The organism is Caballeronia sp. LZ065, from assembly GCF_031450975.1.
GTDB lineage: Bacteria > Pseudomonadota > Gammaproteobacteria > Burkholderiales > Burkholderiaceae > Caballeronia.
Map to the genome: position 1 here is coordinate 964,742 of NZ_JARUXV010000004.1, position 25,567 is coordinate 990,308.

Consider the following 25,567-nt stretch of genomic DNA (forward strand, 5'->3'; position numbering starts at 1 on the left):
GCTCAGGACGTGACCGACTTCGGCGCGTGCTGCAAGCGCGCGGCGGCACGGAACTGACTGGGCGCCTGTCCGGTTTCGCGGCGGAAGAAGCGGGTGAAGTACGCGGCATCGGCGAAACCGAGGCCGAACGCAATCTGTTCCACCGAGAGATCGCCGAAGATCAGATTGCGCTTGGCTTCGGTGATGATGCGCGCGTGAATGAGCTTGGTCGGACTCTGCTCGGCCGCCGACGCGCACGCCGTGCGCAGTTGCACGAGCGAGATCGCCATCATCGACACATAGTCCTGCAGCGCGAAGTTATCGCGGAAATGCTCGTCGATGAGTTTCCGGAAGCGCTCCACCACGCGAACGTCGTTGCGTGTGCCCGATTCGGCGGCGGTCTCGTCGAGGCGGGCTTCGCGCACGAGTTCGAGCAACAGCAAGGTCAGGCGCGACTCTGTGCCGACGATATGCCCCATGGCATCGGATTCGGCTTCTTCCTTGAGACGCCCGACGAGGCTGTGAAACTCGGCGCCGCCGTCGCGCGTGCCCGCGAATGAAATGACGCGGGGCGCCGACCACAGCGCGATAAAATCATCGAGCCGCGCATTGACCTGGGCGAGGTAGGACACCTCGATCGTCACTACCCAGCGGTCAGCATCGTGCTGATAGTCGAGACCGTGTACGCATTCGGTGGGCAGCAACAACGCGCAGGGGCCTTCGAACGGCACATTGCGGCCTTCGAGATTCATCACGCCGCAGCCGCTGCGCACGAAGATCAGTTGCCCATACTCGGGATGCGCGTGCGGCTCCGTACGCCAGCGGCCGCGGTCCGTGACGTGGCCCACATGGACGAACCACTGCTTTTCTTCAGGCCGCTCCACATAGAGCCGCACCTTCGGAACGGTCTTGAGCGTTGGGTCGGCGAAGGTCCTGGCGGGCGGTTTCCCCGAGGCACCCTGCGTCATCGATGTCTCCTTGCGGGCCGGCCATGCCCTGGCCGGCCTCGTGTTCCAGTTCCGCGCGCAGGTTGCGGCGGTGGCCATGCCTTTCGTCCGACTGGATCAGACGAAGAAGGTTCGCGCAGGGCTGAAGTGTCGCACGGATCGCCTCGCCGGGCGCCTGCGGCTTACCCGGCCCGCGCGTTATTCCACGCCCTTCCAGTACATGAAGCCCATGCCTTCGCCGGTGCCCGCCGCCGTGCGCCAGCAGGGCACGTAATCGACCAGCGTCATCGCCGCGCCGGTTTCCTCGACGGCCTTCATCACGCTCACGTAGAGCTTGATCTCCGACGTGCCCGACTGATACGAGCGGTCGTCCACGGCGGCGAGACCGTCGTAGTCGTAGGCGGCCAGCATCTTCATGATGCGCTGATCGAATTCCTCGTCGTTCACGAAGTGCGACAGGCCGCCCGACGCGAAGATGCCCACGCGCACGTCTTCCGGCCATGCGGCGATCGCATCGCGCAGCACGCGGCCGAACTCGATGCAGCGCGACATGGAAGGCTGCGTCGGCGGATAGAAGCAGTTCATGATGACGGGCACGTGCGGCGGCGGCTCGTCGCCCATGATCTGGTGATAGACGAAGCTATAGGCATGCGGCGCGACGGGATAGTCGGGCAACGGCTTCATCCAGACGTTGTCGGGCCACGCGAACAGGTCGGTCAGATCGAAGTTCTCGCGCTGGAAGTAGTCGATCAGGTAAGTCGCCAGCGTCGGATGGCATGGATGCACGACATGATGATCCGGCGCATACACCGAGCGCTGCGGCGGACCGTTGTGCACTTCCGCGCCGCTGTAGATGGCAATGGAGGGCGAAAAGTCCGTGAAGATTTCCTTCTGGTCCTTGCCGAGAATGATGGCGACGTCGATGTTCGCTTCACGGTAGGCCGCCGCCATCTTGTCGAGCGCGACGCGGCAGCGCGCTGCGCGCGCGGTGCGCTCCTCGAGCGTCAGGAAGGGCTCGAAAGCCGCTTCGCGATGCGCTTCGAGTTCGGGATACGTCCACGTGCGGTTGCGGAACCAGAGTTCCGGATTGTTGCGGTCGCGCTCGCCGTTCTTGAGCCAGTCTTCCGGCGCCTGCCCGAGCATGCCGCTGTGCGGCACGGCCATTCCGAATACGATTTTCGCCATGAATGCCCTTTCTGTGAATTGACGATCTTGTGTGTGTTCAAGCCTGGTGCAGCTCGCCTTCAGGTTCGCTCACCCGGGGCGCCCATTCGGGGCGATAGAGGAAGGCCGTCGCCAGTGCGCCGACGACGAGGAAAACGAGAATGATGAGCATCGGCAGGCGATAGCTTCCGCTGACCTGAAGGAGCCAGCCGGACAGGCTCGCGGTGACGCCGCCGGCCAGGCTCGTCGCGACGCCCTGAATGCCCGTGACGAGGCCGATAGCCTGTTTCGGAATCAGCGTGAGCCGCGACAGCACGAGATTGTTGGCGGTGACGAGTCCGAGCAGCGACAGCGACAGCACGTTCCAGAACAAGGCCATCTGCACGGTGTCCGCATAGGCGCCGAGCAGCACCGTGCAGCCGCCGAGGAAACCGGTCACCGTGAAGACCTTGCGGACGAGAATCGGATTGCGGCCGGCCGCGATCACGCGGTCCGCGACCCAGCCGGCCACCAACGCGACGATGGCGATGCCCGCGAAGCTGAAGAACGTGAACACGCCGGAACGGGAGATCGACAGATGGCGCTGTTCGACCAGATACGCGGGCATCCACGTCATGCAATAGAACGTGAAATAGCCGTAACAGAAGTTGGTGATGATGCCGCCCCACACCACCGGGCTGCTGAGGATATTGCCGAGCGTCACGGTGCGCGCGCTGATATGCGAGCGGATGACTTCCGGTTTGGCCGGATAGTCGCTGCGCACCATCGTGAGCCATGGCAGCAGCCACATCAGCCCGACCAGCCCGGTGCCGATGAACATCGCCTGCCACGAGTAATTGACGATCATCCACGCGCCCAGCGGCGCGCCGAACGCGGGGCCGAACTTGTTGCCCATCGCGAGCAGGCCGACGGCGAGGCCGTTCTGGCTTTCGTCGAAATTGTTGCGGATCCAGCGATAGCTGGCCGGAATCACGATGGCTTCAGCCGCGCCGATGATGAGCCGCATCACCACGAGACTGGCCAGCGCGGTCACGGCGCCCATCAGCGCGGTTGCGACGCACCACAGCGCGAAGCTGATCGCATACGGCCATTTGACGCCGTAGCGGTCGGCGACCCAGCCCATCGGCACCTGGAACACGCCGTAGGACCAGAAGAATGCCGCGTTGATCCAGCCGCGATCGAGGTCGTCGAGTGCAAAGTGGCGGATGAAGTCCGGATGCGCCAGCGTGGCCGAAATGCTCGTGCGATCGATATAGGCGATCAGCACGCCCAGCGCCAGCAGCGCGAGCACGCTGAAGCGGTACGACACGCCTGATCGACCGGGGTCGGTTGTCTCCATATGCTTTGTCTCTTATGTTTGATTGAAACTTCGCGCGTGGCTGCCGTAGGGACATGTCACGCCTGAATCGCGGGCCTGGGCAGGGTTTGCGGCCCGGCATCACGGAAAGCGTCAGGATAGATGACGTCGAATGTGCCCAGCATAGGGAAGGCCACGGTGGCTGTCCCTACACAAAAGTGAGTTTCGATGGCACTTTTTGCGCGCGTCGCGGTTTCACGAGCAATCCGGAGGCGGTGACCAGAAAAATCCTGGCGAACCCTGCTTTCGTGCAGGGACGGCCGCTGCTGCATCGACTATGCTCGCTGGTCGTTCGCGCCGACTCAGGCGCCAGATCAGGGAGACACGCTTGTCCAGAAAGCCAGCTTCCGGCCGCATGCAGGCCACACTGCCGCCGGAGGACGCCACGTCCCGGCGCGGTTTCCTCAAGCTCACCGGCTCGGCCCTGGCGCTGGCGGGCATGAAGCACGGCATGGCTGCCGCGTCTCCGTCACCGCCTGGCGAACACGCCGCGTTGTCCGCACCGGATACACCGCCGCCCGGCTTCAATATTCTCTTCATCCTGACGGATCAGGAACACTACTTCGAGCGCTGGCCGTTCGCCGTGCCGGGACGCGAAGCCCTTGCACGGCGCGGCACGGTCTTCGCCCAGCATCAGATTGCATCGTGCGTATGCTCGCCGTCGCGTTCCACGCTCTATACCGGTCAGCACATCCAGCATACCGGCGTGTTCGACAACGCGGGCTTGCCCTGGCAGCCGGACATGACGACGGGCATCCGCACGGTCGGCACGATGCTGAAGGACGCGGGCTACGCCACGGCGTATCTCGGCAAGTGGCATCTGAGCGGGAGCCTGCACAAGACCCGTTCGCCGTATGACGCGCCCCTCGCCGATTACAACGCAACCATGAAGCGCTACGGCTTCGACGATTACCTCGGCGTCGGCGACCTGATTGGCGAAGAGCGCGGCGGCTACACCTACGACGGCATGACGACCGAATCCGCCGTCACCTGGATGCGCACGCGCGCCCCGGCGTTGCAACGCGAGGGCAAGCCGTGGTTTCTCGCGGTGAATCTGGTCAATCCGCACGATGTGATGTTTCTCGACACGGACCCGCCCGGCTCGTCGCTGCAGAACACGCCAAAGCCTCTGCGCGGCAACCGGCGTCCGCCGCGCGACGCGCTCTATGAAGTCAGCTGGAACCGCGTCCCGCTGGCCGCCTCGCGGCGTCAGCCCTACGACGAACCCGGCCGGCCGGACGCGCACCGCATGTATCTGGCCGCGAGCGGCAACACGGTCGGCCGGTTTCCGTTCACGGATCAGCGCGTGCGGACGTATCAGGACTATTACTTCAATTGCATGCGCGATTGCGACACGCATATCGTGCGCTTGCTCGACACGCTGAAGTCGCTCGACCTCGATGACCACACCATCGTCGTGATGACGTCCGATCATGGCGATCATGTCGGCGCGCATCAACTGGTGGGCAAGGGGGCGAGCGCGTACCGCGAGCAGAATCACGTGCCCTTCATCATTGCGCATCCGGCGTATCCCGGCGGCAGGCGTTGCGAGGCCGTGACCTCGCATATCGATGTTGCGCCGACCCTGCTCGGGCTCACCGGACTGCCTCAAGCGGAGATTGCGCGCATGGCCGGAGCGGAGGCGAAAGGGCACAGTTTCGCGCACCTCCTGAGCCGTCCCGAAGCGGCCGAGGCAAACACGCTGCGCGAAGCGGCGCTGTTCAACTATTCGATGCTCACGTTCTACGACAGCGAATGGATGTTCAACGAGCTCAAGACGCTGCACGACAAGGGCATGACGCAGGAACAGCGGGAAGCGCACGCGCGCTCGATGACACCGGACTTCGCGTTGCGTGGCGCGATTCGCAGCGTATTCGACGGCCGCTACCGCTTCAGCCGCTACTTCTCGCTGATGGCCTTCAACGAACCAACCTCGCTGGAAGCGCTGTTTGCGAGGAACGATGTCGAGCTCTACGACCTCGCGGACGATCCCGGCGAAATGCGCAATCTCGCGCTGGACCGCGTGCGCCACGGCGAACTGCTGCTCGCCATGAACGACAAGCTCAATCGCGCGATTGCACGGGAAGTCGGCATCGATTCGATCGATAGTCTGCCCATTCGCGACGGCAAGATCCAGATGCATTTCAGCAAGCACGCCTGAGCCGCATCGGCGCACTGAAGCGGCTGCGATTCAGCCGATTTGCGCAAGCTAAGTGTGCGGCTCACGTGCTTTTTCCCCATGCGGCCGAGGCATAAGATCTTGAAGGCTCCTCCGAACGCGATGCCATTCGCGACCGTGGAGCAAGACGATCCGAAGACTCGTATGGGGGACATGCAATGACCGATTCACCTCGTGAACAGCGCGCCGGTAACGCTCGCCGGCTTTCGTCGACGAGTCCGCGATGAAGACCTTGCGCCGCTGGTCGTTGAAGCATGCGCGCGGCATGCGCGGACTGTATGGCCTGTTCGAACGGATGGCGCCGCGGCTCGCGCCGGTAGCGGAGAAGATCGGCGTTCAAAGACTCGAAGCGGTCGTCCTGCCGATCGAACGTGCCGCCAAGCGCGCGTTCTTCGACTGTCAGATGTGCGGTCAATGCGGCCTCTCAGTGACGGGCATGGCGTGTCCGACGGGCTGCGCCAAGGGCATGCGCAACGGACCGTGCGGCGGCGTGCGCCTGGACGGTCAATGCGAAGTCCGCCCCGAACGCCGCTGCACCTGGGTCGATGCAACCGAAGGCGATGCGCGCATTCTTCCGGGACACACGAGCACATGGACCCGGCGTGCGGCGCCGCGCGACTATCGCCTGACTGGCAGATCGACCTGGATACCGATGATCGCGCCGCCCAAGGCCATGCCAGTTCCGGCCGCTGCATCAGCGACGCAAGCGCCGCGCGTTCAGGACGATCCCGTCGACAACCCGTTTGCGACGCTGTGCCGCGAGCGCAGCCGCTTCATCGTCACGGTCGAAATCTCGCCGCCCGACTCCGCCGATCCCCGCGCGCTGCTGGACCGAGCCGCCGTGTTCCGCGGCCTCACGGATGCCATCAACATCACGGACGGTGCGGGCGCGAACTGCCACATGTCCAGCGCGGCCGCCAGCGCCCTGCTGCACGCCGCCGGCTACACGCCCGTCAGTCAGGTCAGTTGCCGCGACCGCAACCGCATCGCGCTGCAAGGCGACGTGCTCGGCGCGGCGGCGCTCGGTATCCGCAATGTGCTGTGCCTCACCGGCGACGACGTCTCCAAGGGCGATCATGCCGGCGCGAAACCCGTCTTCGATCTCGATTCGGTCAATCTGCTGCACACGCTGAAGGGCATGAGCGAGCGCGGCGAATATGCATCGGGCCGCAAGCTCCAACACGCACCGCGCCTGTTCCTCGGCGCCACCGCAAACCCCTTCGTGCCGCCGTATGCCGAACGCATTGCCAATCTGGAACGCAAGGTGGACGCCGGCGCGCAGTTCATCCAGACGCAGTTCTGCTTCGATATCGAACGGCTCGAGCAGTTCATGCACGCCGTGCGCGCACGCGGACTGCATCGGCGTGCGGCGATCATCGTCGGCGTGGGGGTGTTGTCCACGGCCAAGGCGCTACGCTGGATGGCCGATCACGTGCCCGGCGTGAACGTGCCGCTGTCCGTGACTGAGCGCATCGGCGCGGCCGCCGATCAGCGGCTCGAAGGGAAGCGCTTCTGCATCGAGACGATTCAGCGCATACGCGGTATCGAAGGCGTGGCCGGCGTTCATCTGATGGGCTACCGGAACGAGGACGTGCTGGCGCAGATCATCGTGGAAGCCGGACTGCGCACGCCGGCGCGCGATGTGGAAGCGGTGTCGTAAGGCATGAACAGCCTGCGCGACATCATCCGGTTGTTCGGCATGGAGCGGCATCATCTGGCGGGCTGGTACGCCCCGCACTATGCCGACGGCGAAGCGTGGGGACCGCCCCGGCTGTCCTCGATGTACGTCCTGCTGGCCGGCGACGAACCCGTGCCGCTGCACAAGCTGGAAGGCATCGAGGTCTGGCATTACTACCTGGGCGCGCCCGCCGAGATGATCGTGACGAACGGCAGCCGCATGCATGAAGTCAGTCTGCTCGGCTGCGATCTGTCGGCAGGTCAGCGCCCGCAGCTCGCCGTGCCCGCGCATTTCTGGCATGCCTGCCGCAGTCTCGGCGACTGGACCTTGTTCGGCTGCACGCTCTCGCCGGGGTATTCGCCGCACAGTCCTTTCGTGCTCAACGCGAGCGATTGAGTGCAGGCTTCGGCCAGGGCTACAACGGATGCTTGCCGAACCATTCGACGACGAAGTTCATCAGGAGCGTCACCTTCGCAGGCACGCCGCTGCCCGGCGCGATTGCCACATACAGAGTCTGCCCGAACGGCGTCCATTCGGGCAGCACGGCACGCAGCCGCCCTTGCGCGAGGTCGTCCCGAACCAGCGGCACCGGCAGCAAGGACAGCCCGAGGCTGTCGACTGCGGCGTCGCGCAATGCGGAGAATGTGTTGGTGGAGAAAGCGGGCGTCGGCTGAAAGCGTTCCTCGCGTCCACCCTGCTCGAACTGCCAGGTGTGGTAAGCGAAATGCACCAGTGCGGCATGCTTCGCGAGATCCGTCGGATGCGTCAGCGGCGCGGCGGTCGCGAGATAGTCAGCGGAGCCGCACAGGCAATAAGGTATGTCCGCGATGCGCCGCGCGATGATGCGGCTATCCGGTATGGGCCGCGTATGCAAGGCGATATCGCAGCCCTGCTCCAGAAAGCCATACGCCGTTTGCGCGACCCCGCCGAGCACGAGGCGCGGCCGGATCTCCGTATGGCGTTTGGCGAACGCGGTCAGCAGATGGGTGATGGGCGCCTGCAGCCACTTCGGCGCGAGCACCGAGATTTCACCGCGCGCCTCCGCCGCTTCCGACGATATCTGCCGGTCCATTTCCTCGACGCGCGTGAGGATGTCGTCGCAGAAGTGGTAGTAGCTTTGTCCTGCTTCGGTCAGGGACAGGGAGCGCGTAGTCCGGTTCATCAGGCGCACGCCGAGTTCGTCTTCGAGTGCCTGGATGTGACGGCTGACGAGCGTTCGCGAGATGCCGAGGTGCTGCGCCGCGCCGCCGAGGCTGCGCTGCTTCACCGCCTCGACAAAAGCCTGCATTGCATTCATCCGATCCAATTCTTTCTCCTGAAGCCGGCATGGATGCGGCAGGCTCCGTGAACCGGGATCGATTGAATCGAAAGACCGTGGGCTACCGCCTTCTTTCCAAGCAAGCGCCTTGCATGATACTAAAACCGGCGCTTGTCCTTGCGCAGCGTCACGCAGGTGCTGGCGAGGCAACCGGGCACGGCGCGCGGCTTGCCGATCCGCACCTCGGCCTGAAGCACGCCGTGCTCGGCCAGGCACAGGCGCGCGAGCCGCAACGCGAAGGTCTCGATCAGCGCGATGCGCTGCCCCGCGAGTTCGAGCGCATAGGCCCGCACGCGCGTGTAGTCGAAGGTATGGGACAGATCGTCCCGCGAAGGCGGCAGCACGGTTACGGCAACGTCGATCAGAAGCGGCTGCGGCATGCCCTGCTCGCTTTCATAGACGCCGATGTCGGCCATGACTTCCATATCGTTGAGCCGGACCTGACACGACGCCTCGGCTTCCTCCACGCACGGCGCGCACACGAGTTCATCCATGAGCGAGCCTCCGTGCCGCCTTCAAGGTGTTGCTCAACAAACAGGCAATGGTCATGGGACCGACGCCGCCCGGCACCGGCGTCACCGCGGCTGCATGATCCATCTCGTTCGCGGCGCAGTCGCCGACGAGCCGCGTCCTGCCATCCGGTCCTTGCTGGCGCGTGATGCCCACGTCGATGACCACGGCGCCCGGCTTGATCCAGTCGCCGCGCACGAGCCGGGGCGCGCCCGCCGCCGCGACGACGATATCCGCGCCGCGCACGATCTCGGGCAGGCCCTGCGTGGCGATATGCGTGACGGTGACCGTGCATTCGCGTTCGAGCAGCATCAGCGCCACCGGCTTGCCGACGATGTTCGACTTGCCGATGACCACCGCGTGCTTGCCGCGCAGTTCGTCGATCACGGTATCGAGCAGCATCATGCAGCCGAGCGGCGTACACGGAACCAGCCCGTCGCTGCCCGTCGAGAGGCGGCCTACATTGACCGGATGGAAACCGTCCACGTCCTTGTCCGGTGCGATGGCGTCCAGCACGCGGACGGCGTCGATATGTTCCGGCAACGGCAGCTGGACGAGGATCCCATGCACCTTGTCGTCCCGATTCAGCCGCCCGATGAGTTCAAGCAGCTCCGTCTGCTGCGTTGAACCCGGCAGCCGGTACTCCTCGGAGCGAATCCCCGCCTTCCCGCATTCGATCACTTTCTGCCGGACATAGACTTCGCTCGCCGGATGATCGCCCACGAGCACGACGGCCAGCGCAGGCGGAAGATCGTGCTCCCACCGAAACGCCCCGGCCTCGCGCGCGATCGTGTCGCACAGCTCGCGTGCGATCTGCTTTCCCTGAATGATGACAGCCACGTTCGCCTCAGTCCCGGAACACGATGGTCTTGCTGCCGGACAACAGCACGCGGTCCTCGACATGCAGCCGCACGGCCTCCGACAGCACGCGCCGCTCGATGTCGCGGCCCTTGCGCACGAGGTCATCGGGTTCGTCGGCATGCGTGATGGGCTCGACATCCTGATGGATGATCGGGCCTTCGTCGAGATCGGCGGTCACGTAATGGGCCGTGGCGCCGATCATCTTGACGCCGCGCGCGTGCGCCTGATGATAGGGCTTGGCGCCCTTGAAGCCCGGCAGGAACGAGTGGTGGATATTGATGCAGCGGCCCGCGAGAAAGCCCGCCATCCGGTCCGAGAGCACCTGCATGTAGCGCGCGAGCACGACGAGCTCGGCACCGGTTTCCTCGACGATCCCGCGAATCTGCGCTTCCTGCTGCGGCTTCGTGTCCCGCGTGACCGGCAGATGGTGATACGGCACGCCGCTGCTCAGCGAGATCGTGACCGCCTCGCGCGGATGATTGCCCACGATGCCGACCACATCCATCGCCAGTTCGCCGATGCGACGCCGGTATAGAAGATCGCCCAGGCAATGATCCAGCTTGCTCACGAGGAACAGCACCTTCACGGGCGCGGCCTTGCGGCGGAGCTTCCATTGCATGCCGGCAGGACGCGCGATGCCGCCAATATCACGCTCGATCGCACCGAGGAGGTCCGCATCCGGAACGTCGAATTCCGTGCGCATGAAAAACCGGTTCGACGCGCGGTCGTTGAATTGCGCAGCCGCGACGATGTTGCCGCCGTGCGCGGCCAGGCACGCGCTGACCGCCGCGACGAGTCCCGGACGGTCATCGCATTGAAGGGTAAGGATGCAGGTTTCAGTCACAACAGACTCGCTCATCTCGAAGGTGATCGTCGCATTGACGGCCCGGACGCGCCGGGCCGTCATGCCGCTCGTCCCGCTTACTTGCGGTACGTGTTGCGCGCATGCGCGCCATAGGGCGCGGGTGCGACGACTGCCTTGATCGAGGTCTGCTCGTGCGGCTCGACCTGCGGCTTGGTGGAAACGGGGTTCTCGCCCCATAGCACGGTCACCTCGGCGCCCGTCTCGGCGTAGGCCTCGTCGATCACGGCCAGCGACACGATCTTGCGTTCGTTCGCGATATAGCCGCAGTCCATCGAGATGCCCACGCGCTGGCCGCCCACTCGCACTTCATCCATCTGATACAGGCCGTAGCGCGCCTTCGGCATGTTGAAGTGCTTGTGCTTCGGGCCATCCGTCCATGCCGACGACACCACGCGCGCCATGTCCTGCGCATCCCACACGAGCGTGACCTTCTTTCTGCGCCTGCCCTTCGCGTGCTCCTTCAGTGCCTCGGCGCCGACGAAGTCGTGATCGAACGCCACCATGCGTTCATAGCCGAGATCGAGCGGCGTCACGTAGTAATCGGCGATGTCCTTTGAATCGAAACTGCCCGCGAGACTGCCGGCCGCTCTGGCAGGCAGCCACTCGCGATAGCCCTTCAGTTCGTCCTGGCTGAAGATCGCGGGCAGCGGGCCGGGGATCCAGCCGGATTCGAGATTGGCCGTGGAGTAGGCAGTCGAGCCCACGCGCAGCAGGCCGAACTCTTCTCCGCCCGCGAGAATCGCGTCGCGAATCGCTTCGCCTTCGGCCCATGGCCCGAAGATCTCGAAGCCCACCGCGCCCGCCATGCCATGACGCAGCGCGCGCACGCGATGCCCCGCGATCTGGAAGTCCGTCATGCCGAAGAACTTGACGTCGGGAAGCGGCTGGCCCGTCAGTTTCTCGACCAGCGGGCCGGCAAGCGGTCCCTGAAGCTCGTAGCGGTACACGACCGGCGGGCGTCCGCCGCGGTCCATCGACTGCGGATCGCGCTCCGTCGTGACGTCCCACTTGCCGGTCTCGACGTGATACTGGACCCAGTCGAGCGCCGTCGGACGACCTACGAGATTGAACAGCTCTTCTTCGAGATAGAACAGCACGCAGTCGCCAAGATAATGGCCGTCCGGCGTGGTGGCGATGAACTGCTTCGCCATGCCGGGTTTGAAGTTCTTGAAGCTGTTGACCGCGAGGCTGGACAGCAGATCGAACGCGCCGGGTCCTTTGACGTAGTGGTCGACCATGTGATGCGACTGATCCATGAAGCCGACGCCATCACGCCATGCATTCACTTCGCTCTGCCAGTTGGTGAACTGGCCGGACACGGTGCCATGCGAAAACGCGCGACGCTGGCTGTTGCGCAGCAGTTCGACGGCGCTGCCGGCACGCTGGATCGCCGTTTCCAGGCTCTCGGTCTTCGATTCGGTCATGTGATGATTTCCTTGGTCGTGGAGGGATTTCGTCTCGCCTGTCATGCATTGCCATGCTGCTGACAGCGAGTCGACGCCGTAGCACAGCGCTTGACGAGATCTTACGAACAAGGGAATCGCGGAAAAAGCGTGCGGGACGCACACTTAGCTTGCGGAAATCGATCGAATCGATCCGCGCGGGGTCGGGGGCGGGTTGAGCGAGGCGCTACGTCACATCCGGCAGCGTTGATTGACGCGCTGCTGCGCCGCCTGATAGGACTCGGGATAAGTATCCATCTCGGACACCGGGTCGTAGCCGACATCGGCGAGCGCCGCGAGTTCGCTTTTCAGACGCGCGCGTTCCGGCGGCATGTTTTCGCCGATGGCGGCGAGATCCTGACACTGCACGGCGCTCAGTTGCGAACCCGGCAGCGAAGCCGTGGACGGTCCGGCGCACGCCGCCAGCCAGCCTGAAAGAGTCAACAGCACAATGGTCGCCCTCATCTTTCTTCTCCTTCTTCCGAGAGGCCAGACGCCTTATACAGCTTAGACTTCGCGTGCTTGCGTCAGGCTGACGGCGGCCTGTCAAAGCCGCCATGCCGCGCCGCGCAACGTTACATCCCCGTGTATTCCCTAGGTCAAGACAAAAGTACCAGCGAATCCATGCTTTGTGCAGGGACCGCAGCAGGCGCACCGAATAACCTCCTTACATGTGCATTGCTGCGGAACCGGCGAGGCACGAGACAGAACCGCATCGAACGGTTCGCTTGCCCAATGACGATAAAAACTCCGGAGACAAATGAAAAAGGCTCTTCTCGCGGCTTCTGCGCTCGTTTCCCTCGGCGCGCTGCATGACGCCCACGCGCAAACCTCGGTGACGCTCTATGGCGTCGTCGATAACGGCATCGAGTATCAGGATGGCGGCGCGGGACATGTCGTGCGCGCGTCATCGGGCGGCCTGTTCGCGACGGTGTACGGCATGATCGGGCATGAGGACATCGGCGGTGGAGTCCATGTCAACTTTCAGCTGGAGCAAGGCTTCTCCGCGTTCACCGGCGCTCCGCAAGTTGCGGGCGAAGCGTTCAACCGCCTCGCATGGGTCGGCATGTCGGGTAACTTCGGGGAATTCCGCGTCGGACGTCAGAAGAAGCCGCAATACCTGTTTCTCGATGGCGAACTCGACCCGATCGCCGGCAAGTCGATCGCCTCTTCATTCAGCGATCTGGCCGACGTCTCGGTGCGCGCCAGCAATGCGCTCACCTACTTCACGCCGAAGTACCGGGGTTTCGAAGCGCAGTTCATGGTGGCCATGCGGGACTCGACCACCAAGCCATCCAACGGACTCCAGCTGTACAACGCGGTGTTCAAGTACATCAACGGTCCGTTGCACCTCGCGGCAGGCTACGAGCAGCAGGCCAACGCAGCGGGTACGTCCATTCAGCGAAACTTCACGCTGGCTTCATCGCTGCGCTTCGATGCCGCGCGCTTTCACCTCGTCTACACGACCGAGAAGCAGTCCGATCACAGTCTGGACGTCGCCATCTATACGGCGTCGGCGTCCGTGCTGCTGAATCCGGCGAACGAAGTCGCGCTGATGTATGGCTATTTGCATGATCGCAGCGGCAACGGCAACAACGCGCAGCAGGTCGGCCTCGGCTATATGTATTTTCTGTCGAAGCGCTCGACCCTCTACGCGCTGGCCGGTCTCGTCGATAATCGCAACCAGGCGACGCACGGACTCGAAGGCACGGAATACTCAGGCATCCCGGTGACGCCCGGTGCGACGGCACGCGGCATCATCATCGGCATGACGCACAAGTTCTGATGGCGCGCCCTGGGCGTTGATGCAAGCCGCCCGCTTCGATCACTTACCCGCCGCAGCAATCGTGAATGCCGCCATGGCCGACCAGTCCCGCTCGCCGAAGCCCGCCTCGACGGTCTCTCGCATGCGGCCATGCACGGCGGCCAGCATCGGCAGCATGCGGCCTGCATCGTCCGCGGCTTCCGATGCAAGCCGCAAGTCCTTCAACCCGAGCGTCGCCTTGAAGCCGGGCTCGTAGTTTTCGTTCGCGATGTTCGCCGAATAGACCTGATACGAACGGCTGCCGAACAGTGTATTCAGGATCACGTCGAAGAAGCGTTCGCGCGGCAGTCCGTTGGCCTCGGTCAGCACGACGGCTTCGGCCATCGCTTCGATCGCCATCGTGATCATCATGTTGCAGGCAATCTTCGCGGCGTTCGCGGTGGGGGCGTGATCGCCCATGTCCCAGATGCGTCCGCCGATCACTTCGAGCAGCGGACGCACTTTCGCCAACGCATCCGGCGGTCCGCCGGCCAGCACGTTGAGCTCGCCTTTCGCCGCCACGTCCGGACGTCCTAGCACCGGCGCGGAAACATAAGCGATGCCCGCTGCCTCGTGCGCCGCGACCAGCTCGCGCGCGAATGCCACCGAGATCGTCGATGAGAGCACATGCACCAGCCCGGGCCTTGCGTGAGCAAGCACATTGGGAGCGAGCAGTGTGGAGCGGATGGCGTCGTCGTCGGCGAGCATGGTAAACACGGCGTCGCTCTGGAAGGCTTCAGCGGGCGATGCCACCATCGTGACGTCGTCAACCGATCCGCCCGAACGGTTCCACGCCTTCACTGTGTGTCCCGCGCGCGCCAGATTGCGCGCCATGGCGCGTCCCATCGCGCCCAGTCCGATCATGCCGATTTCCATGGCTTGGCTCCTGTTGGTCGAGCAGCTTGAATTAAACTAGTGCTCACTATATATTTCACAAAACCGGTCTGCAAGGAGTTTTGATAGTGACCACTATTTTAAAAAGGGAAGCGAAGCCGGGGCGGGGACGTCCACGCGCCTTCGATCCCGACGCGGCGCTAGAGATGGGTCAGCGCATGTTCCATGCGGCGGGCTACGATGCCGTCGGCCTGAGCGCGCTGACGGATGCGCTCGGCGTCACGCCGCCGAGCTTCTATACCGCGTTCGGCAGCAAGGCGGCGTTTTTCGAGCACGTGCTTGCGCGCTATGCGGACAGCGAACTCGCGCTGACGGAGATCCTGCGCGAGGACCGGCCGCCTGCCGAGGCCCTTGCGGACCTGCTGGAACGCGCGGCCCGGCGTTATGCACGCGATCCTGAATGCACCGGCTGCCTCGTGCTGGAAAGCGCGCGCGGCAACGGCGACAGCGAAAGCGCCGCGCTTGCGCGACAGGCTGCTGAACGTCGCCGCGCGCAGATCCGCAAGTTTGTCGCGAAGACGCATCCGCGTCAGGCGAATGCCGCGACGGACTATGTGTCGGTGGTGATGTCGGGCTTGTCGGGATGCGCGCGTGAGGGCATGAGCGCGACGCGGCTCGTGAAGGTCGCGAAGGCGGCTGCGGCGGGACTGCACGCGTTGCTCACGTAACCACGCCGGCGCGTGTGCTAACGGCTGTCCTCGACCGCTTCCGCAAAACTCGCGATGATTGCCGCCAGTTCGGTGGGCGCTTCCAGCGGCGAAAGATGTCCCGTGCCCGGCAGGATGTGCATCGTGGCCTGCGGGATGCGGGGCATCAGTTCCTCGCGCAGCGTGTCGGGGCGGTCCACTTGATCGAGTTCGCCGCACACGACGATGACCGGCACATCGATCGCACCCGCCGTCACACCGATGTCCTCACGCATCGCCACGTTCGGCCACGCCAGTTTGGCCTGCCGCGCGCCCTTCAGGCTGTCCTCGATGACCTGCTCGCGCTGCGCGGCATCGAGCGGTCTTGCGGTCAGCACGTGCTCGATCACGAACTCCACCGCTTCGCGCGACTGATACGCGCCGGCCAGGGTCGCGCGCTGTTCGTCGGGGAGAATGGTCGGCGTCGGCGGAGAAGGTGCGACGAGCACCAGGCCTTCGAGCCCGCGCGGCCTGCGCGATGCGATCAGTTGCGCAACCTTGCCGCCCATAGAATGGCCGACGATGACGTAGCGTTGCAGGCGCAGCGCGTCGATGACGCCTTCTGCGTCGGCCGCCAGGTCGGCGATGCGATAGCCGTCGGCGGGCGCGCCGGAAGCGCCCCAGCCGCGATGATCGGTCGCCACGGTTCGAAAGCGCTTGCTCAGTTCGCCGGTCACCGCATCCCAGGTGCGCGACGAGCCGCCGTAGTAATGCAGGAACACCAGTGCGAACGCACCGTCGCCCTGTTCCTCGACGTGAATTCGCACGCCGTTCGTGTCGATGTCCATGATTCGATCCTTTTTCAGACGTTGAGCTTGCATTCTGGAATCAATCGTCCGGCTTGATAATTGCCGCTTCCAGATCGGTAGTCGATAATGATGCTATCGAATGGGAGCGCAAATGGACCGGCTCATGAGCCTCGGCGTATTCGTCGCTGCGGTGGAGGAAGGCAGCTTGGCTGCGGCTGCGCGCCGTTTTGGCTTATCGGCGGCGATGGCGGGCAAGCACGTCAGCGCCATCGAAGCCGAACTGAACGCGCGCCTGCTGCAACGGACCACCCGGCGCCTGAGCCTGACCGACATCGGCCAGACTTACTACGAGCGTGCCCGGCGCATTCTCGAGGCCTACGACGAGGCGAATAGCGAAGCCAGCGACGCTCAAGGCCACGCGCGCGGCGTGTTGCGCGTGGCCGCGCCCGTGAGCTTTGGCGCGCTGCATCTGAGCGGCGTGCTGGCGCGCTTTCTGGAGACTCATCCGCACGTCAGCGTGGAAGTGCAGCTGGCGGATCGCTACATCGATCTGATCGAGGCGGGCGTGGATGTCGCCATCCGCATCGGACGTCTGCAAGATCCGCAACTCGTGACGCGCAAGCTCGCGCCGTGCCGGATGGTGGTGTGTGCTTCGCCGGCGTGGCTCAGGCAGCACGGCACGCCGCGCCATCCCGACGATTTGCGGCAAGCGCCGCGCCTTGCCTTCAGCGAAGCCGTGTCGGCGAACGACTGGACGCTGCTCGATGCGGACCAGCGCGCGCATGTCATCGACGGCCCGTGCCGCATGGCGGCCAACGACATGCAGATGCTGCTGGCGGCCGCGCTGGCCGGTGCGGGCATCGCGTATGGTCCGGCCTTCGTATTCGGCGAGGCGATTGCGCGCGGCGATCTGATCGCGCTGCTGCCGGACTATCACACGTCCGATCTCGCGATCCAGGCGGTCTATCCGAGCGCGCGGCGCATACCGGTCAAGGTCAGGCGCTTCGTCGACTGTCTTGCTGAAACGCCGTGGGAGCGGTGGGCGTGAAGTTCACGCCCCAACCACCTCCGGTTTATCGATCGCCTCCTTCAGCAACTCGACGAACGCCTGCACCGGCTGCGGCAGAAGCCGTCCCGCCATCGTCTGCACTTGCAGACTGCGCTGATGCAGTTCGGGATTGCTCAACGCGATCGCCGCGAGTCCGTCGGTATCCAGCCGGCCGCGCACCGTGACGTACCCCGTCAGCGTGATCGCATCGGTACGCCGCACGAAGCTCTGTAGCGCCACGTGGTAATTGCTGGTGAACACCGGCTCGAACACCAGTCCTTCGAGACTGCATGCAATGTCGAACAGTTGCCGCAGCGTGACGCCCTGACTGTGCATCGCGAGCGGCCACTTCAGCAGATCGGCAAGCGACAGCATCGACTGCGAGGCCAGCGGATGACCCCGCCGCATCAATGCATAAACCGGCGCGCGCTGCGCATAGTGAACCTGCACGTTTTCTTCGGGCGCCATGCTGAAGCACACGGCAATGTCGTGCGTGCCGTCGCGCACGCGCTGGGTCGCGATGGACGGCGCCGAGACATCGAGCGCGAAGTGCGCACGCGGATGCGTAGTGCGGAAATGCGCGAAAAGCTGCGGCAGGAAATCCGGCGCGACGCCCTCTGAAGCCGCGATCCGGATGGTCGCGCGGCCGCTGGCGCTGAGTCCCATGATCTCCTCGACCACGCGTTCTTCCTCCAGTTGGCTGCGCCTTGCGTGATTCGCGAGCAAACGTCCTGCGTCGTTGAGCACCATGCCGCGCGGACGCCGCTCGAACAGCGGCGTGCCCACTTGTTCCTCCAGCTTGCCGATCTGCCGGCTCAACGCCGAGGTCGCCACGAACAATCGCTCGGACGCCTTGCTCAGCGAACCGCTTTTGACGACTTCGAGGAAATAGCGCAAAGCAGTCTGATCCATGAGCTTTCAGAACGTAATCACCTTGCCGAAATGGCAACGGTCGCAGTGAAATATTGTAATTGTTCAGAAATATCGGCGAGGTCAGCATGGCTCGTCATCGAACCTACTGGACAGAGACGACGTGAGCCGCGATACCGCCATTCAGCTTGCCGCCCGCCATTTCGACTCGGGCGCGTTCCTCGAAGACCTGCAGCGCCGCGTCGCGCATCGCACCGACAGTCAGGAGGCCGACAGCGACGCACGTCTGCGCGCTTATCTCAGCGACGACCTGATGCCGACGCTCGACGCATGGGGCTTCACCTGCCGCATCGCCGAGAATCCGCACGCAGGCGCCGGGCCGTTCCTCATCGCGCACCGGCACGAGAGCGACGAACTGCCCACTGTGCTGAGCTACGGGCACGGCGACGTCGTGCGCGGCTACGACGCGCAATGGCGCGCGGGCCTCTCGCCATGGGAGGTGAAGGTGGAAGGCGAGCGCTGGTACGGACGCGGCACCGCCGACAACAAAGGCCAGCACAGCATCAATCTCGCCGCCCTGAAGGCCGTGCTCGACGCACGCGGCGGCAAGCTCGGCTTCAATCTGAAGCTCTTGTTCGAGACCGGCGAGGAAGTCGGTTCGCCGGGGCTGTGGGCCCTCTGCGAGCAACTGCGCGACGAACTCGCGTCCGACGTGCTGATCGCCTCAGACGGTCCGCGTCTCGCCGCGCATCGGCCGACGTTGTTCCTCGGCTCGCGCGGCGTCCTCAATTTCCGGCTCGACGTGAAGCTGCGCGATGGCGCGCATCATTCGGGCAACTGGGGCGGACTGCTGCGCAATCCGGCGGTGGTGCTCGCCAATGCGATCGCCTCGATGGTCGATGCACGCGGCAAGATCCTGATCGAAGGACTGCGTCCGCCGCCGATTCCGGATTCGGTGCGGCGCGCGTTGCAGGACATTGAAGTGGGCGGCAATCCGGGCGAACCGGAAGTCGATGCCGATTACGGCGAGCCCGGACTCACGCCCGCCGAACGCGTGTTCGGCTGGAACAACATCGAAGTGCTGGCCTTCAAGACCGGCAACCCCGAGAAGCCCGTCAACGCGATTCCCGACCGCGCCTTCGCGCACATGCAGATCCGCTTTGTCGTCGGCACGGACTGGCTCAATCTGCGCGACATCGTGCGCCGCCATCTCGACGCGCACGGCTTTCCGATGGTCGAAGTCGAGATCGAACGCGGCATGCCCGCCACGCGCGTCGATCCCGACAATCCCTGGGTGCAGTGGGCGCTGCGCTCGCTCACCGAGACCACGGGTGCTACGCCCGTGCTGCTGCCCAATCTTGGCGGCACGCTGCCCAACGACGTCTTCGCCGACATCCTCGGCATGCCCACACTCTGGGTGCCGCATTCGTATCCCGGCTGCTCGCAGCATGCGCCGGACGAGCATCTGCTTGGACCCGTCGCCGCCGAGGGCCTGCGCATCATGGCCGGTCTGTTCTGGGATCTCGGTGCGCGCGAAGGCGACGCAGCCGCGATCAATCCCGCGTTTCATCTTCCCCGCCAAGCGAAGTGAGGCTTCTTCATGAGCACTGATTCCGTCGGCATGACCCAGGCCGCCTCCAGGCAGGCCGAGCAGAGCAAGATTGCGCGGCTCATCGTCGCGACCTCGATCGGCAATGCGCTGGAGTTCTATGACCTCGTCGTGTACGGCTACTTCGCCGGGATTCTCTCGAAGCTGTTCTTTCCCGCGCAGAACCATACGGTCTCGCTGCTGCTGACGCTCGGCACCTTCGCGCTGTCGTATCTCGCGCGGCCCGTCGGCGCGCTCGTGCTCGGCTCGTACGGCGACCGCCACGGCCGCAAGGCCGCGCTGACGTTGTCCATCGCGATGATGACGGTCGGCACGGGCATTGTCGCGCTGATGCCGCCGTATGCGACCATCGGCATCGCGGCGCCGATCCTCGTGTTCGCATCGCGCCTGCTGCAAGGCTTCTCGGCAGGCGGCGAGTTCGGCAGTTCGACAGCCTTCCTCGTCGAGCACAACCCGAAACGCAGCGGCTTCATGTCGAGCTGGCAGTTCGCCAGCCAGGGCGCGAGCACGCTGCTCGCCTCGCTGTTCGGCGCGGTCCTGACAAGCACGCTGACGCCCGCGCAACTCGAAGGCTGGGGCTGGCGCATTCCGTTCCTGTTCGGCATGCTGATCGGTCCGATCGGGCTGTATATCCGCCGCCGCATGGACGAGACGCCGGAGTTCGAGCAGGCGGAGAAGCTCGCCTCGCCGGTGCGTGAGATGCTCGCGACGCAGAAGGAGCGGCTGCTCGTCTCGGTCGGCTCGCTGGTCCTCACGACCACGGCCAACTACATGCTGCTCTACATGCCGACCTACGCGACGCGGCAACTCGGGCTGTCGCCTGCGTCGGGCTTCATCGCGACGCTCACGGCAGGCTTCATCATGATGGTGCTCGTGCCGGTGGTCGGGCATCTGTCGGACAAGTATGGGCGCTATCGCATCATGATCACGACCGGCGTGGTCTTCTTCCTGACCGTGTATCCGGCCTTCGTGTTCATGAATGCGCATCCTTCGCTGCCGACGCTGATCGCCGCCGTCGTCTGGGTCGCGTTGCTCAAGGCCACCTACTTCGCGCCCATCCCCGCGCTGATGGCCGAGCTGTTCCCCACCGCCACGCGCACGACCGGCATGGCCTTCGGCTATAACATCGGCACCACGGTGTTCGGCGGCTTCACGCCGCTCGCCGTGGCCTCGCTGATCGCCGTGACGCATAACAATCTCGCGCCCGGCCTGTATCTGATGATCGCGGCCGTGCTGAGCCTGTTCACCCTGGTGTGGGCAAAGCGGCGCCTGAACATTCGTTGAGTATTGAAGGAGTCAGCAGCATGAATGAGGCTTTGCAACGCGCGATCCGCTTTTCGATCGACCATGAATCTACCTGGGATCGCAAGGTCAACGGCAACTGGGGCGTGCATGTCAACGATCCGCCGCCGTGGAACCGGCTGCTGGGTCCCGTGCACGATCGCGGCGGCGTGTCGGGGGCCATCGCCCTCGATGGCAAGCTCATCGCCAGCTGGGGCGAGCCGGATCGCGCGGACCTCACGTTCAGCATCGCCAAGACCTACCTCGCGCTGCTCGCGGGCGTCGCGTTCGATCGCGGCCTGCTGCCCGATCCCGATGAACCCGTGCGCGAACGCATTCGCGGCGTCGGCTTCGACGATGCGCACAACGCGCAGGTCACCTGGACGCACTTGCTGCAACAGACGAGCGAATGGACCGGCGAATGCTTTGGTCTCTCCGATCAGGCGGACCACTATCGCGCGGTCACGTTCGGCGACCCGCCCGCCGGCAAGAAGGGCGAGCGCCGGCCGTTGAACACGCCGGGCACGTATTGGGAATACAACGACGTGCGCATCAACCAGCTTTCGCTGGCGCTGCTGCATCTGTTTCGCGAGCCGCTGCCGGAAGTCTTCCGTGCGGCCATTGCGGAGCCTTGCGGCCTCTCCGGCAACTGGAACTGGGCGGGCTACGACCACGCGTGGACCGAGATCGACGGCAAGCGCATGCAGTCTGTGCCCGGCGGCACGCATTGGGGCGCGGGGGTGTCGATCAGCGCGAACGATCAGTTGAAGATCGCGCAGATGCTGCTCGACGAAGGCGTCTCGAACGGGCGGCGCGTGCTGTCGGCGGAATGGATCGCGCGCATGCGCACGCCGGTGGCGCTCGCGCCTTACTACGGCTATCTCGTGTGGCTCAACAGCGGGCAGAAGATGTTCCCGCGCGTGCCGGCATCGAGCTATTTCGGCGTGGGCGCGGGCAGTTCGTTCATGTGGATCGAGCCGCAAAGCCGCCTCGCGCTCATCGTGCGCTGGCTCGACTCCGCGCACGCCGGCGAATTCTTCGGCCTCGTGCATGAGGCGCTGGAGCCGCTGCGCCGATGACGCTTCAGTGCGCGGCCTCGCGGACCGGGCAACGCGGGATGTCGAAGTAAAAGCGGGCGCCTTCCTGGCAGTTTTCCGCATTGATCATGCCGTCGTGTTCCTGGACGATGGATCGGCAGATGGACAGACCCAGGCCGATCCCTTCGGGTTCGGTCGTGAAGAAGGGCTCGAAGAGATGCTGTCTCGCATCCACCGAAAGCCCCGCGCCCGAATCCGTGACCGCGACCCTGAAGTAGCTGTCGCCGACGGTATCCAGCGTGATCAGGATGTCCTTCCTGGCGCCTGACGCACGCTGGATCGACCGTATGGCGTTCGTGATGAGGTTTATCAGGACCTGCTGCATCTGGATGTTGTCGGCGCAGACCATCGGCGTATGCGATGCGATGGCGGTACGCAAGGTAATGGCGTGACGGTCGAGTTCCTGACGCACGAGCGGCAGCACGTCATGGATGGTATCGGCGAGATCGATCATCTTGCGTTCCGCGCGGCTCTTGCGGGCGACCGAGCGAATGCGGTTGATGACGCCATTGGTGCGCTGCGCCGACTTGACGATTTCATCGAAGCTGCGGCTCGCGTCGCCGACCGAAGGCGACAGCCGGTCGAGCCAGCGCAAGCCCGCTTCGCCATTCGCGATGATGCTCGCGAGCAGCTGCTTCATCTCGTCGGCGATGCTGGCCGTCAGTTCCGTCAGCACCGACAGGCGCGTCACATGCGTGAGGTTGGTCTGCGCTTCCATCAGCGCGTTCTGCGCGTTGCGGGACTCGGTGACGTCGGCGAGCGCCCCGACATAGTCGACCGCCCCGCTCGTCGATCGAATCGATCGCGCGACCATGCGCAAATAGCGCAGCCCGCCTGATTTGACCGTCAACCGGAACTCCTGCTGGATCGTGTCGTCGCTGGGTTCGTTGCGGAAGAACGCGGCCGCGACGCCTTCCATGTCTTCCGGATGAATCCGCGCGAGGATATCCGCGATCTCGATGTCGGTGCTATCGTCCACGTCGAGAATGCGGCGGCACTGGGCGGAACAATGCAGGATGCGTGACTCGACCATCCAGCTCAGGCTGCCGATATTGCTCAGGCGCTGAGCCTCCGAGAGATGCGCCTCGCTGCGCTTGAGCGCGTCTTCCGCCAGCCGCCGTTCCGTGACATCCGCCGTGGTGCCGATGTAAAGCCGCGGGCGTTCGCCGGGCCGGCTCCATGGCCGCAACACGATCTGCAGGCGACGCCATGCGCCGTCGGGCCGGTCGATCGAAAATTCGGTCGTGTAGATTTCGTCCTTCACTTCGCTGATGATGGCGAGCGCATGCAAGCCGATGACCCGCTCGCGGTCGGATGCGTGGACGCGCTGCATCAGCGCTTCGAAGGTGGGAGTGCCGTCGGCTGCACGTAGACCCCAGATGTCGTAGACCTGTTCCGACCACTGCATGTCGCCGGAGTCGGCGTTCCAGGTCCACGCGCCCGTCTTGCTGATCCGCTGGCCTTCGGCGAGCAGCGCCTCGCTGCGCCGCAAGCGTTCGGCGGTCAGCGTGCGCTCGCGATTCTCCTGCTTGAGCGCGTCATACAGCCGGGCGTTTTCCATCGACACCGCGGTCTGCGCCGCCAGGATTTCAACCAGCGAGATCTTTGCGCGGTCGATCGGCGCGGACGTCGAACGGTTCTCCGCGTACAGGATGCCGGCCAGACGGTCTTGCCTCAGTACCGGCAGAAACAGGCCCGCCTTCGGATGATGGGCCTGCACATAGGGATCGTCGGGAAAGGCTTCAGGTTGCTCGATCAGCAAGCGCTCACGGCTGTTCATGACCGTGTGAGCGATCGTCATCGGCAGCAAGGCACTGAAGATTTCGTTCGCGCGACAGCTGACTTCCACGCCCTGCGGCAAGGTCACAGCCTCCGCCACCACTTCGGCGATGCCGTCGATCAGCAGGATCAGGACCGCCCTTTCCACGCCCAGTTGCAACACCGCGATACGCATGAACTTCTTGATGAGCTGTGCGCGGTTCAGTTCGCACGACAGCTCGCGCGACATCAGGATGGCTTCGGCATCGGCGCAATCCCGGGGCACGGGAATCGATTCTGGAGATCGTCGATCGCTCGTGTCCATGGTTTCCACCCGGTCAGGGTTCATCAGGCGTTGGGCGTGACGAGGCCGGCGAACAACGTCGAAGCGGAGCGGGCGATGTCAGGCAGCCCGCATGTTAGGGCGAATGTCGCGCGCCTTCTTTCCAAAGCGCACGGCATTTGCAAGCGGCCACGAAGCCCTGCGTTACGTGGTTTGCAGCGAAGCCGCCCTTGTTGCGCGGGTGCGCGGCCCGTCGATGCCGAAGTGTCTGGCGAGCGCATCCACGACGTGCTCCGCCATTGCGTGACGCGTTTCCTGCGTGCCCGAACCGATATGCGGCGTCAGCACCAGTCGGCGGTCACGCAAGAGCGCCTCGGGAACCTCGGGTTCATGCTCGAAGACATCGAGCGCGGCGCCCGCGAGTCCGTCCGCCGCCAGCGCTGCTACCAGCGCGCGTTCATCTACTACCGGACCGCGCGCGATGTTCACGAGGAAACCATCCGGCCCAAGCGCGCGAATCACGTCCGCATTCACGAGATGATGGGTCGCGGGCGAAAGCGGGCACGTGAGGATCAGCATGTCGCTGTCGTGCGCGAGCCGGGTCACGTCGTCGTACCAGGGCAGTTCGACGGCCTTGCGGCTCGGCCCGAAATACGCGACTTGCGAGCCGAAGGCATGCAGGCGTTTCGCGATCGCCGAGCCGATGGTGCCCAGCCCGACAATGCCGATCTTCATCCGCGAGATCGAGCGCCCCAAGCGGTATTGTCCCTGCACGGGCCATTGACCCGAGCGCACGAAGGCATCGGCGTTCACGAAGTCGCGCGTAAGCGCCAGCGCCAGGCCCACCGCCGCGTTCGCCACGTCTTCGGCCAGAATGTGCGAAGTGTTCTCGATGCTCACCCCCCGCGCGCGCACCGCGCCGATGTCCACGTTATCCAGTCCCGCGCTGTAACTCGAGATGATTTCCAGTGAGGGAAGCGCATCGAGGAAAGCGGCATCGATCTTCGTCTTGCGCAGTGCAATGCCGCGAATCCGGCTTCCTTGCTCTTGCAGGAATGCGCGTGCGGCGGCGGGATCGTCGGGCAGGTCGAGCACCGTGAAGAGCGTTCTCAACTCCTCATGAGTCCACTCGGGCAGGTCGGCCGCATTGAGAATGATAGGTCGGGTCATGGTTCGGAATGAATGTTG

At 64.5% G+C, this 25,567-nt stretch carries 23 protein-coding genes; 9 read left to right on the forward strand and 14 right to left on the reverse strand.

The features are described from left to right. Positions 1 to 2: 2 nt before the first annotated feature. From QCE63_RS30970 to QCE63_RS30980, 3 genes are all read right to left on the reverse strand, one after another. The gene (locus tag QCE63_RS30970) at positions 3 to 947 is read right to left on the reverse strand and encodes a helix-turn-helix domain-containing protein (protein ID WP_309838360.1); all 945 of its coding nucleotides are present in this window, start codon (positions 945 to 947) and stop codon (positions 3 to 5) included. Between the two features lie 177 nt (positions 948 to 1,124). Further along, positions 1,125 to 2,111 (reverse strand): protocatechuate 3,4-dioxygenase, encoded by a 987-nt coding sequence (locus tag QCE63_RS30975; protein ID WP_309838362.1) that lies wholly within the window; start codon positions 2,109 to 2,111, stop codon positions 1,125 to 1,127. 37 nt (positions 2,112 to 2,148) lie between these two features. Continuing rightward, positions 2,149 to 3,429 (reverse strand): MFS transporter, encoded by a 1,281-nt coding sequence (locus QCE63_RS30980; RefSeq protein WP_309838364.1) that lies wholly within the window; start codon positions 3,427 to 3,429, stop codon positions 2,149 to 2,151. A gap of 346 nt (positions 3,430 to 3,775) precedes the next feature. Here QCE63_RS30980 and QCE63_RS30985 point away from each other — a divergent pair, with 346 nt between their 5' ends. The 3 genes from QCE63_RS30985 (at position 3,776) to QCE63_RS30995 (ending at position 7,700) form a co-directional block, all read left to right on the forward strand. Continuing rightward, positions 3,776 to 5,608 (forward strand): sulfatase-like hydrolase/transferase, encoded by a 1,833-nt coding sequence (locus tag QCE63_RS30985; protein WP_309838366.1) that lies wholly within the window; start codon positions 3,776 to 3,778, stop codon positions 5,606 to 5,608. Between the two features lie 241 nt (positions 5,609 to 5,849). Next, positions 5,850 to 7,286, forward strand: a complete 1,437-nt coding sequence (locus QCE63_RS30990; RefSeq protein WP_309838368.1) for a methylenetetrahydrofolate reductase C-terminal domain-containing protein — start codon at positions 5,850 to 5,852, stop codon at positions 7,284 to 7,286. Positions 7,287 to 7,289: 3 nt separating this feature from the next. Next, positions 7,290 to 7,700 (forward strand): cupin domain-containing protein, encoded by a 411-nt coding sequence (locus QCE63_RS30995; protein ID WP_309838370.1) that lies wholly within the window; start codon positions 7,290 to 7,292, stop codon positions 7,698 to 7,700. Positions 7,701 to 7,719: 19 nt separating this feature from the next. Here the strand turns inward: QCE63_RS30995 and QCE63_RS31000 are convergent, their stop codons facing one another. The 6 genes from QCE63_RS31000 to QCE63_RS31025 all read right to left on the reverse strand — a co-directional run bounded on the left by QCE63_RS31000 (position 7,720) and on the right by QCE63_RS31025 (position 12,765). Continuing rightward, complete coding sequence (locus QCE63_RS31000) at positions 7,720 to 8,601, reverse strand: LysR family transcriptional regulator (protein ID WP_309839355.1); 882 nt, start codon at positions 8,599 to 8,601, stop codon at positions 7,720 to 7,722. Positions 8,602 to 8,720: 119 nt separating this feature from the next. Then, positions 8,721 to 9,116 (reverse strand): dihydroneopterin aldolase, encoded by a 396-nt coding sequence (locus QCE63_RS31005; RefSeq protein ID WP_309838372.1) that lies wholly within the window; start codon positions 9,114 to 9,116, stop codon positions 8,721 to 8,723. Beyond that, a complete protein-coding gene (locus QCE63_RS31010; RefSeq protein WP_309838374.1) occupies positions 9,109 to 9,972 on the reverse strand; it encodes a bifunctional methylenetetrahydrofolate dehydrogenase/methenyltetrahydrofolate cyclohydrolase FolD in 864 nt (287 codons plus the stop codon). The genes QCE63_RS31005 and QCE63_RS31010 overlap by 8 nt, the downstream gene beginning before the upstream one ends. 7 nt (positions 9,973 to 9,979) lie before the next feature. After that, the gene (purU, locus tag QCE63_RS31015) at positions 9,980 to 10,837 is read right to left on the reverse strand and encodes a formyltetrahydrofolate deformylase (RefSeq protein WP_309839358.1); all 858 of its coding nucleotides are present in this window, start codon (positions 10,835 to 10,837) and stop codon (positions 9,980 to 9,982) included. A 77-nt stretch (positions 10,838 to 10,914) separates the two neighbouring features. Beyond that, positions 10,915 to 12,282: a hypothetical protein gene (locus tag QCE63_RS31020; RefSeq protein WP_309838376.1), complete on the reverse strand. Its 1,368-nt coding sequence runs from the start codon at positions 12,280 to 12,282 to the stop codon at positions 10,915 to 10,917. A 210-nt stretch (positions 12,283 to 12,492) separates the two neighbouring features. After that, positions 12,493 to 12,765, reverse strand: a complete 273-nt coding sequence (locus QCE63_RS31025; protein ID WP_309838377.1) for a hypothetical protein — start codon at positions 12,763 to 12,765, stop codon at positions 12,493 to 12,495. Between the two features lie 295 nt (positions 12,766 to 13,060). Here QCE63_RS31025 and QCE63_RS31030 point away from each other — a divergent pair, with 295 nt between their 5' ends. After that, the gene (locus QCE63_RS31030; protein WP_309838379.1) at positions 13,061 to 14,086 is read left to right on the forward strand and encodes a porin; all 1,026 of its coding nucleotides are present in this window, start codon (positions 13,061 to 13,063) and stop codon (positions 14,084 to 14,086) included. A 39-nt stretch (positions 14,087 to 14,125) separates the two neighbouring features. Here the strand turns inward: QCE63_RS31030 and QCE63_RS31035 are convergent, their stop codons facing one another. Further along, positions 14,126 to 14,980, reverse strand: a complete 855-nt coding sequence (locus tag QCE63_RS31035) for an NAD(P)-dependent oxidoreductase (RefSeq protein ID WP_309838380.1) — start codon at positions 14,978 to 14,980, stop codon at positions 14,126 to 14,128. Positions 14,981 to 15,066: 86 nt separating this feature from the next. Between QCE63_RS31035 and QCE63_RS31040 the strand changes: the two genes are divergently transcribed. Continuing rightward, on the forward strand, positions 15,067 to 15,666 hold the full coding sequence (locus tag QCE63_RS31040) for a TetR/AcrR family transcriptional regulator (RefSeq protein WP_309838381.1): 600 nt from the start codon (positions 15,067 to 15,069) through the stop codon (positions 15,664 to 15,666). A gap of 17 nt (positions 15,667 to 15,683) precedes the next feature. On the opposite strand, the gene QCE63_RS31045 is transcribed toward QCE63_RS31040, so the two are convergent. Beyond that, positions 15,684 to 16,472: an alpha/beta hydrolase gene (locus QCE63_RS31045; protein WP_309838383.1), complete on the reverse strand. Its 789-nt coding sequence runs from the start codon at positions 16,470 to 16,472 to the stop codon at positions 15,684 to 15,686. A gap of 112 nt (positions 16,473 to 16,584) precedes the next feature. Between QCE63_RS31045 and QCE63_RS31050 the strand changes: the two genes are divergently transcribed. Next, positions 16,585 to 17,481, forward strand: a complete 897-nt coding sequence (locus tag QCE63_RS31050; RefSeq protein ID WP_309838385.1) for a LysR family transcriptional regulator — start codon at positions 16,585 to 16,587, stop codon at positions 17,479 to 17,481. 3 nt (positions 17,482 to 17,484) lie between these two features. Here QCE63_RS31050 and QCE63_RS31055 read toward each other — a convergent pair whose 3' ends face one another. Further along, positions 17,485 to 18,393: a LysR family transcriptional regulator gene (locus QCE63_RS31055; RefSeq protein WP_309838387.1), complete on the reverse strand. Its 909-nt coding sequence runs from the start codon at positions 18,391 to 18,393 to the stop codon at positions 17,485 to 17,487. Positions 18,394 to 18,514: 121 nt separating this feature from the next. Here QCE63_RS31055 and QCE63_RS31060 point away from each other — a divergent pair, with 121 nt between their 5' ends. The 3 genes from QCE63_RS31060 to QCE63_RS31070 are packed head-to-tail and all read left to right on the forward strand — an operon-like array spanning position 18,515 to position 22,320. Further along, complete coding sequence (locus QCE63_RS31060; protein WP_309838389.1) at positions 18,515 to 19,942, forward strand: M20 family metallopeptidase; 1,428 nt, start codon at positions 18,515 to 18,517, stop codon at positions 19,940 to 19,942. A 9-nt stretch (positions 19,943 to 19,951) separates the two neighbouring features. Continuing rightward, a complete protein-coding gene (locus QCE63_RS31065; protein WP_309838391.1) occupies positions 19,952 to 21,244 on the forward strand; it encodes an MFS transporter in 1,293 nt (430 codons plus the stop codon). 20 nt (positions 21,245 to 21,264) lie between these two features. Beyond that, on the forward strand, positions 21,265 to 22,320 hold the full coding sequence (locus QCE63_RS31070; protein WP_309838393.1) for a serine hydrolase: 1,056 nt from the start codon (positions 21,265 to 21,267) through the stop codon (positions 22,318 to 22,320). Positions 22,321 to 22,324: 4 nt separating this feature from the next. On the opposite strand, the gene QCE63_RS31075 is transcribed toward QCE63_RS31070, so the two are convergent. Then, positions 22,325 to 24,382 (reverse strand): ATP-binding protein, encoded by a 2,058-nt coding sequence (locus QCE63_RS31075; RefSeq protein WP_309838395.1) that lies wholly within the window; start codon positions 24,380 to 24,382, stop codon positions 22,325 to 22,327. Between the two features lie 201 nt (positions 24,383 to 24,583). Then, entirely contained in the window at positions 24,584 to 25,549 is a 966-nt protein-coding gene (locus tag QCE63_RS31080; protein ID WP_309838397.1) for a 2-hydroxyacid dehydrogenase, read from the reverse strand. Positions 25,550 to 25,567 lie beyond the last annotated feature (18 nt).